This is a genomic window from Microcystis sp. LE19-84.1B, assembly GCF_027531875.1.
GTDB lineage: Bacteria > Cyanobacteriota > Cyanobacteriia > Cyanobacteriales > Microcystaceae > Microcystis > Microcystis panniformis.
Genome location: NZ_JAPZSR010000203.1, coordinates 1 through 8,761 on the forward strand (window position 1 = coordinate 1; position 8,761 = coordinate 8,761).

Sequence of the window (8,761 nt, forward strand, 5' to 3'; positions counted from 1 at the left end):
TACGAAGTTAAGGGCAGAAATTTCTCTTGAATCCTCTCGATGGATGTACAAAGTGATGTTATTAAAAGCCCTTAACATCTTTTCGGCTGTGGGACGATTAGTGGCGCGTTTAGGATTTCCTTCATAGAGTCCAGCTAAACTGGACTGGGATTGATGTAATTGACGACGCACCACAAATTCCCTCAAAGTGAAAACTCTGAGGGCAATCGTTAATAAAAACATCAATTCTTTAATTTTCTCCTCGTCTCGAAAATAAATTGGTAGAGCAGATAAACGACCTTTTTTAAAGTTAAAAATTTAGCAATAATAAACCCAAAAAAAAAGAGAGCTTGCGCTCTCCTTCTTGGTTATTTGCTAATTTTACTAACTGGCGACAATATATTCCTTGACGTTGGCCCGGCGACGGCGTAAATGAGCTAGGGCCTGGTGTTCTAATTGTCGCACCCGTTCCCGACTGATGTTCATTCTCTGACCGATTTTGGCTAGGGATAACTCTTTGCCATCGGTTAAACCGAAACGGAGAGTAATCACTTCCCGTTGTTGGGGAGTTAATTCGGCTAGGAGATTGGCTAAGTCTTGCCGTAATAATTCTTGGGTGATGAAGGTATCGGGAGAAACTCCGCTATCTTCTAATAATTCCGACAATTCCGTATCTTGGTTATCGCCGACGCGCACATCAAGGGAGATGGGTTGACGGGCCATACTGAGATATTCGCGGATTTGAGCGGGTTCTAGCTCTAATTCCAGGGCAATCTCGGCAGGGGTGGCACTTCTCCCCAGTTTTTGGGCGAGTTCGCGCTGGGTTCTTTTGATTTTATTCAGTTTTTCGGTGATATGGATGGGTAAACGAATGGTGCGGGCCTGTTGAGCGATCGCACGAGTAATCGCTTGCCGAATCCACCAGTAAGCATAGGTAGAAAATTTATAACCTTTGGTGGGATCAAATTTCTCTACACCTCTTTCTAATCCCAGACTACCCTCTTGAATTAGATCTAGGAATTCCATGTTCCGCTTTTGATATTTTTTGGCGATCGCAACCACCAAGCGGAGGTTAGCTTCAATCATTTTCCGTTTAGCTCGATCGCCGGTCTTCAAGGCTCGATCCAGTTCATTTTCGCTTAAATTCACCGAATCCGCCCACTCCAAGCGCTGTGGTTCCCGTCCTAATTGCTTCGATAGTGCTTCTTTCGCTTCTAACAGGCTCATCATCCGTTGGACTTGTTTGCCGTAAATAATTTCTTGTTCGTGAGTTAGGAGGGGAACTCGCCCAATTTCGTGCAGATAGGTACGCACCATATCGGCATTGAGGGTGGGCTGTGATTGAGTTTGGTTGGTTTTTGCGGTGGGCATTGGTTTGGTGGTGACTCCTTGACACAGAAAAAGTCTGTTACTATTCCGACTCGCGGGTGAGTCTGGCTTATCTGAAGTCGGTATGAGTTTGATCGGAATTTCTTTGATTGTATCCTGCGCTTTTAGACGCGGGCAATCCCCTAAAGGTTCAAAGTTAATTCATTCTTTGGTATGATGTTAAGTTTATCTTTTTTTCCCAATATCTAGAACAGAAGTATTATACCAAAGGGCTATCAACTACAATCGCTTGTTTTTGGGTCGCTGTTTCCTGAATCCTCGGCAGTGCCGCTGATATTGTTAGGTAAGATTACAAGACAAAAAGGCGATTTTCCCGATTAGCCGTCAACAATCTAGCTGAATTCCGACCCTTTCGCCCTCAGCCTTGAGAGGAAGACTAACAGCCGAGAACCGACTTCTATATATATAATGACTGATCAAAACCAGCAAAGGGAGATGTAATTATTGCGGATTCCCGAACTATTTTCTGTAGTATTTGCTACAAAATTTTAATTTTTTTTCCGATTGAGAATCGGAAAAAATTGTCAAAAAAATTAGGATTGCTAGGAGGGTAATAACTATCATAGAAACAGCAGGGCGGAGATCGGGATAAATTATCGTCGAAACCAAGCTCGATCGCAATCTCCACAATGCCGTTCTGTGGAACTCCTGAACAATGAGGACTTACTATGACTAAAACCGTCGTTATCGATCCCGTCACCCGGATCGAAGGCCATGCCAAGATCTCGATTTTCCTTGACGATGGGGGGGAAGTGGATGACGTGCGTTTTCATGTGGTCGAGTATCGTGGTTTTGAGAAATTCTGCGAGGGACGGCCGATGTGGGAGATGGCGGGAATTACTGCCCGAATTTGCGGCATTTGCCCCGTTAGTCACCTACTTTGTGCCGCCAAAACCGGCGATAAAATTCTAGCGGTGCAAATCCCCCCTGCGGGGGAAAAACTGCGGCGCTTGATGAATTTGGGACAATTAACCCAATCCCATGCTTTAAGCTTTTTCCATCTTAGCAGTCCCGATTTTCTGCTTGGTTGGGAAAGTGACCCCGCTAAACGGAATATTTTCGGTTTAATCGCCGCCGATCCCGACCTAGCGCGAGCAGGCATCCGTTTACGTCAATTTGGACAGAAAGTTATTGAACTTTTGGGAGCAAAAAAAATTCACCCCGCTTGGTCCGTCCCGGGAGGTGTGCGTTCTCCCCTGAGCGAAGAAGGGCGACAATGGATTAAAGAACGACTGCCGGAGTCTAAAGCGACTCTTTACACGGCTTTAAACCTGTTTAAAAGACTTCTGGACGATTTAACCATAGAAATCGCCGCTTTTGGTAATTTCCCTTCCCTGTTTATGGGATTGGTTGGTAAACGGGACGAGTGGGAACACTACGGTGGTCATATTCGTTTTACCGATAGTCAAGGCAATATTGTGGCCGATAACCTCAGCGAAGACAATTATCGCGATTATATCGGCGAATCCGTGGAAAAATGGTCTTATTTGAAGTTTCCCTACTATAAACCCCTCGGTTATCCCAACGGTATCTATCGAGTTGGTCCGTTGGCCCGGTTAAATGTTTGTTCCCATTTTGGCACGGAGGGAGCGGATATCGAGTTACGGGAATATCGCCATCGGGTCGGTGGTGTAGCAACCTCTTCTTTTTACTATCATTATGCTCGTTTAGTGGAGATTTTGGCTTGTTTAGAACAGATTGAACGTTTAATCGATGATCCCGATATAGTTTCTCCACGCTGTCGCGCCGAAGCAGGAATTAATAATCTGCAAGGGGTGGGAGTTAGTGAAGCGCCCCGGGGTACTTTATTCCATGATTATAAAGTGGATGAAAATGGTTTGATTGAAACGGTGAATTTAATTATTGCCACGGGTAATAATAATTTAGCCATGAATCAAACGGTGAAACAAATCGCCCAACATTATATCCATGGTGGCGAAATTCCCGAAGCGATGTTAAACCGGGTGGAAGCGGGTATTCGTTGCTATGATCCCTGTTTAAGTTGTTCCACTCACGCTATGGGACAAATGCCGCTACAGCTAGAGTTAGTTAATGCAGCCGGTGAGGTGATTAATACTCGACAAAGGGGTTAATTACCTTAAGTTGTTGGGGGGTCAGGAAATAGGGGAAATTTCTCCTATTTCCTGACCCCGTTTTACTATTTTTACGGTCAAGATTCTAGCTAAGAATTTCTAGGTTTTGATAAAGAATTTCTATCGGACAAGAAAAGTTAATACAGTTAATAGTGATTAAATCTCCCCCTTGATAAATATGGGGAATCCAGAGGTTATTAGATTGACGTTGATATTGTTCGATTAGGACTTGTTTTTGTTCGATAAGTAGATATTCCTTTAATTCAGGGATAGTTTGATAATCGGCAAATTTATCGCCTCTATCAAAGGCTGCCGTAGAGTCGGATAAAACTTCGATAATCACTTGCGGATGCAGGATAAAATCTTCCTGAGAAACTCGATCGAGTTGGTCACAAGTAATGGCAAAATCGGGATAATAGAAGATATTTAAGCTAGGGAGACGCACTTTCATATCGGTAGCATAGGCAAGACAACCACTACCCCGTAAATGATTAATTAATTGGGCTGAAAGATTACCTGTGATGATAACATGGGCTTTACTAGCCCTGGCCATCGCCAAGATTTGCCCTTGTATATATTCATGTTTAATGGGACTAATTTTCTCTATTTCTAGATAGTCTTTGGGAGTAAAATAAGCGTGACTTTTACTGGCTGTCATGGTGTTTACCTCGCTCATTGTTAGTTTTCTAACGGACAATTAAGCCAAATAATTGAGTCTAAATCAGTCTTACTGCCTTCAGTAATTAGCTTTCGTATCAGTTCAATATAATTAAAATTACTCTCGAATAAAACAAAACGTCTATCTAAAGAAGCGGCCGCTAGTCCCACGGTTCCTGAACCGGCAAAGGGATCTAAAACCACATCACCTTTAAAAGAGTAATAGGTAATCACTTTTTCTGCCAATTCTACAGGAAAAGCGGCGGGATGTTTTGAGTTAGTGAATGGGTTAATTTTCCAGACATTAGTGCGTTCATAACCATCGGCAATTTTTGAGGCTTTTACTACTTCTTGATCGGGATGATTACGAATATGCCAATCGATGAGTAAATCCGTGTGTTTACGATAGACTAAAACGTATTCAGTCACCGGCACAGTTTTGTATTGGAGAGGATTTCTATCAGCGGCAAATCTGCGTCCTCTACCAGTTGCCCACCCTGCTCCCTCTGGTTTTAGCCAAATAATATCATCAATAAAATCGTAACCTTCCTCAATAAAAATTCGATGCAAATCAAAGGGGACAGCAATACGTTTAGAAGCTTGATTACGGGAAGCACGACGCAACAGCACGGGAGAAATATTAATGACAAAAAAACGTCCTTCACTCAAAACTCGATGACATTTTCTGATTACCTGTCGCAGCTTCAATAGATAGCTTTCGTATTCTTCAAATTCTGAATATTCCGGGCGAGCATTAAAATAGGGTGGTGAGGTAAAGATTAAATCAACACTTTCTGCGGGCATTTCCTCCAAAAGTTCGCTACAATCACCAAATCCGATGGTATTTCTCAGAGAGGAAAGCTTGTATTCTTTTTTGGTTTTCTTGCGGTTTTCTAATTTAGATTCATCCTGTTTTAACAGACGAGCGATAATAATTTCAGTCCGAGTTGTTTTATCTAACAAAATCTCGGTAGTGTAGGCATCGATCACCACTTCCCCAACGGTTTTTTTCTGTTCATTACATAAAGGAATTCGCCAAATATGATGCCTGTCATCCACTTCTGGTAAACCTAATTTAATCGCATTAACTAAATTTATTTCTCGCAACCAATTAAGGACAATTTCTTTAGCTTCTGCCACCGTGCGAAGCAGATAACCGCGCTTTTCTGATACCAGTTCTTTTTCCATGGCCTTACTCTAGCTCTCTCTAGAATTCTAGCTGATCATTATCCAAAAAACGAGGAGAGTCTCAAGATAGAAATTAGCCACCCTTTAAAAATTCCACATTTCTAACACTTTTCCCGTAATGGTTTGATTTAACCAGAAAGTATTATGACTGAGGGAGTGAAGATTATTGGCCGTTACTTTCCAGCTTGCTTGGGGATGAAAAAGAATTGCTTCCGCGGGATTGCCGGGATTGAGAGATGCCGGTTTTTGTTGTAAACAATGACAGGGATTGAGACTAAGTGCTTGCCATAATTGTAAAGCTGATAATTGCCCGGTTATTACTAATTTTTCCCAGAGTAGCGGTAAAGCTAATTCTAACCCGATCGCGCCGGGGGGTGCTTCTGCAAAAGAGACGGTTTTTTCTTCGTAGGTATAGGGACGATGATCGATCGCGATTGCATCGATAATTCCCTCTTTAATTGCCGCAATTAACGCCTTGCGATCGCTTTCGTTGCCCAAGGGTGGAGCGAGGTGTAAACTGGGATGGTAGCTGGCGATCGATCCCGTATTTAAGAGGAGATGCAACCACGTCACACTAGCGGTTATCGGCAATCCCCGCATTTTTGCCTCGCGAATTAATTCCACTCCTCGACGGGTAGAAATTCGCATGATGTGAACAGGTGTATTAATTTCGCCGACGATTTCTAAAATTGTGGCTAAAGCAGTGGTTTCGGAAATAGCAGGATCCCCAGGTAAACCGAAGCGAATCGAGGTTTCTCCCTCGCGCATGACTCCATTACCCTTTAATTGCTGATTTACGGGGGAAAGGGCGATATTTTGACCGAAGGGTTTTAGGTATTCCAATAAGTGCCGCAACAGTCCCAAATCTTCTAGACTGCGATTATCGGTAAAACCCACCGCTACAGGCATTAAATCGGCTAATTCCGTCATTTTTTGCCCTTCCCTTCCTAGGGTAAGACTTGCCCAAAAATGCAGACGAGTCGATTTTGAGTCAAAAAACCCTTGACTTTTTTGCTGTAATGTGCTAAGGAGTGCGGGGTGATCGAGAGGGGGGAGAGTATTGGGGAGAATTGCCACCCGGGTGCAGCCTCCGGCCGTGGCCGCTTTAAGCAAAGATGCGAGGGTTTCTCTGTCCTCGTGGCCGGGTTCCCCAGAATGACTGTAGAGATCGACTAATCCGGGAGCAAAAATACAGTTTTGACCAGAAATATAGTTACTATTTTCTCTTGGGGGAAGCTGAGATTCGATCGCTTTAATTACCCCCTTCTCAATCCAGACATCGGCAATGCGATCGGTTTGTGTCAGAGGGTCAAGGACTCTAACCTGTTCTATAATTGTCGAGGATTGGCTATTCACGCAGACTAATTAAAACGTCATTTTTTCCTTTGGCAGTATATCACGTTAAGTAAAAAGTAAAAAAGCTGAGTTGTCGGTTAGGTTAGAGGACGATAAGTTAGAATATTGATCAACTACGGTTTTAATCTTTATTTTAATTGGCTAGTCCACCCCAGGGAGAATTGATAGCCGAATCATGCAGTTAAGTGGGTGGGTGGAATTAAATATAAGATGAACGTAGGTTGGGTTGAAGCATGAAACCCAACGCCCGCTCATGTTACACTACCGCTAACCCATCCTACAAATAATTGTGCCTCCCTACTTAGAACTTTTCGATTCTAATAATTTAGAAGAAATTAATCAGGGAACCCCGCGATTAGTTTCTTTTCGAGATTTAGTACCAGAAATCACCAGCACCAGTTATCTAACCCACGGCATCTATTATTATCCTGCCAAATTTATTCCCCAAGTGGTGAGATTTTGCCTTGATAACTACACTAAAAAAGATGATTGGATTATCGATCCTTTTGCTGGTTCGGGTACGGTGGGTTTAGAGGCGAAACTTTGTCAAAGAAATGCAGTTTTAACTGATCTTAATTATCTTTTAAACCATATTATCCCGATTAAGATCACAGAACACCAAGAACCATTGAGTTACTCAGAGTTAGATAAAAAAATCTTAGAAGTTTTTGCCAGCAAGGATAAATTTATCCCTCAGTGGTCAAATTTAAACTATTGGTATCCAGAGGAGATTTTAGCAGTTTTACAGAAACTTTGGGCCGGTCAAAAAAGTCTAGAACCTGATTTGTATTCCCAGATTATTCAAGCGGTTTTAGTGAAAGTTAGTAAACAGTTTTCCTATGCAGAACATACCAAACCTAAATTATTTCAATCGAAATACAAAAAATCAGATATACAGGAACTATTACAAAGAAATTGGCAAGAGGAATTAAAACGAACGATTAAAGAGATGAGTTTTGAAACTTTAACCAGCGTCAATCAATATATTACCGTAACTTGGCATAATTATAATCAGGTGCTTTTTTATGGAGGAGTAGATAGTGCCACTTTTGAGATCGAGCAAAATTTAGAGTTAGATTGTTTAATTAGTTCACCCCCCTATCTGCAAGCACAGGAATATATCAGAACAGCAAAACTAGATTTATATTGGTTAGGATATACAGAAAAGGAAGTGCAAAAAATCTCTAAGTTAGAAATTCCCTACCGACAGGCTACCAGATTAATCGAAACCGAAACCTTAAATCAAGTGAGATTGAGTTTAGAGAAAGAGAATTTACATAAAATTCTTGATTCCTATTTTTGTCACACTATCAACGCTTTAGAAAATGCCACCAGAAAATTAAAACAAGCTGGGAAAGCTTGCATTTTTGTCGGTAATCCGAAAGTGGATGGAGTGGAAGTAGAAACTTGGCGAATATTAGGGGAATATTTTCAGGAAAATGGCTTTATCTTTAATACCGTCTTTGAGGATAGAATTAAAACCAGACAATTATTCAAATCTCGCAAGAATAAAAATCCTGATGGCATGAAATCCGAATATTTACTAATTTTAGAGAAAAGGTAACTTTCTATTGCTTATGTATCCCAAAAATCTCCTATTTTATAAATGTTTTAACTGTCCAGAATCCTTACCTAATTTTCAGGCAACTATTCAAGATAAACCCTATATATAGGGTAAATTATTGGCTGATGTAAAGTTAGTTATTCAGACCGATCATGCTACCGTTAATTATGTTTGTGAAATTAAAACAGGATTAAATCATGATCTATCTGAATCGGTGATATAATATTTCGTAAGCTTGGTTCAAAGATTACCATAAAATCAAAGAATTTTACTAATTATCGGGGGGTTATCTAGCTTAATTGTTAAGGAATTTATAGCAAGTAATCTTGAATTTATTGATGTGGATGGTAGCAATTACAAAGGCAAAACGCTCACGATGTTTGATAATATTTGTAAATTTATCGCCGAAAACTTCTCCGATGATCTAGCCACTTGGTTATTGGGTTCTCCCCTCTCCTTAACCGTCCTCGACCCGACGGAATTACAATTAGACCCCATTCGGGCCGATTCTCTGATTTTTTTGCAGTCAGAGCAA

The 8,761-nt window shown here is 41.4% G+C and carries 7 protein-coding genes and 1 pseudogene; 3 read left to right on the top strand and 5 right to left on the bottom strand.

Annotated elements, in window-relative coordinates; translation table 11 throughout:
- On the bottom strand, positions 1-222 hold a 222-nt coding region (locus O9324_RS11755; RefSeq protein WP_425589510.1), incomplete at its 3' end, for a hypothetical protein.
- A gap of 141 nt (positions 223-363) precedes the next feature.
- Complete coding sequence (locus O9324_RS11760; protein WP_002760224.1) at positions 364-1,350, bottom strand: RNA polymerase sigma factor, RpoD/SigA family; 987 nt, start codon at positions 1,348-1,350, stop codon at positions 364-366.
- Positions 1,351-2,036: 686 nt separating this feature from the next.
- On the opposite strand from O9324_RS11760, the gene O9324_RS11765 reads away from it, so the two are divergent.
- The gene (locus O9324_RS11765; protein WP_288140278.1) at positions 2,037-3,461 is read left to right on the top strand and encodes a Ni/Fe hydrogenase subunit alpha; all 1,425 of its coding nucleotides are present in this window, start codon (positions 2,037-2,039) and stop codon (positions 3,459-3,461) included.
- An 85-nt stretch (positions 3,462-3,546) separates the two neighbouring features.
- Here the strand turns inward: O9324_RS11765 and O9324_RS11770 are convergent, their stop codons facing one another.
- The 3 genes from O9324_RS11770 to O9324_RS11780 all read right to left on the bottom strand — a co-directional run bounded on the left by O9324_RS11770 (position 3,547) and on the right by O9324_RS11780 (position 6,662).
- A complete protein-coding gene (locus O9324_RS11770; protein ID WP_288140279.1) occupies positions 3,547-4,119 on the bottom strand; it encodes a Uma2 family endonuclease in 573 nt (190 codons plus the stop codon).
- A 20-nt stretch (positions 4,120-4,139) separates the two neighbouring features.
- On the bottom strand, positions 4,140-5,306 hold the full coding sequence (locus O9324_RS11775; protein ID WP_288140280.1) for a DNA-methyltransferase: 1,167 nt from the start codon (positions 5,304-5,306) through the stop codon (positions 4,140-4,142).
- A gap of 84 nt (positions 5,307-5,390) precedes the next feature.
- Positions 5,391-6,662: a dihydroorotase gene (locus O9324_RS11780; RefSeq protein ID WP_288140281.1), complete on the bottom strand. Its 1,272-nt coding sequence runs from the start codon at positions 6,660-6,662 to the stop codon at positions 5,391-5,393.
- A 289-nt stretch (positions 6,663-6,951) separates the two neighbouring features.
- Here O9324_RS11780 and O9324_RS11785 point away from each other — a divergent pair, with 289 nt between their 5' ends.
- The gene (locus O9324_RS11785) at positions 6,952-8,226 is read left to right on the top strand and encodes a DNA methyltransferase (protein ID WP_288140282.1); all 1,275 of its coding nucleotides are present in this window, start codon (positions 6,952-6,954) and stop codon (positions 8,224-8,226) included.
- 376 nt (positions 8,227-8,602) lie between these two features.
- Positions 8,603-8,761: pseudogene (locus tag O9324_RS11790) on the top strand (Rpn family recombination-promoting nuclease/putative transposase); the annotation flags it as partial.

Coding starts and splice junctions, on each gene's coding strand:
- O9324_RS11760 (WP_002760224.1), bottom strand. CDS start 1,350: ATGCCCACCGCAAAAACCAACCAAACTCAATCACAGCCCACCCTCAAT.
- O9324_RS11765 (WP_288140278.1), top strand. CDS start 2,037: ATGACTAAAACCGTCGTTATCGATCCCGTCACCCGGATCGAAGGCCAT.
- O9324_RS11770 (WP_288140279.1), bottom strand. CDS start 4,119: ATGACAGCCAGTAAAAGTCACGCTTATTTTACTCCCAAAGACTATCTA.
- O9324_RS11775 (WP_288140280.1), bottom strand. CDS start 5,306: ATGGAAAAAGAACTGGTATCAGAAAAGCGCGGTTATCTGCTTCGCACG.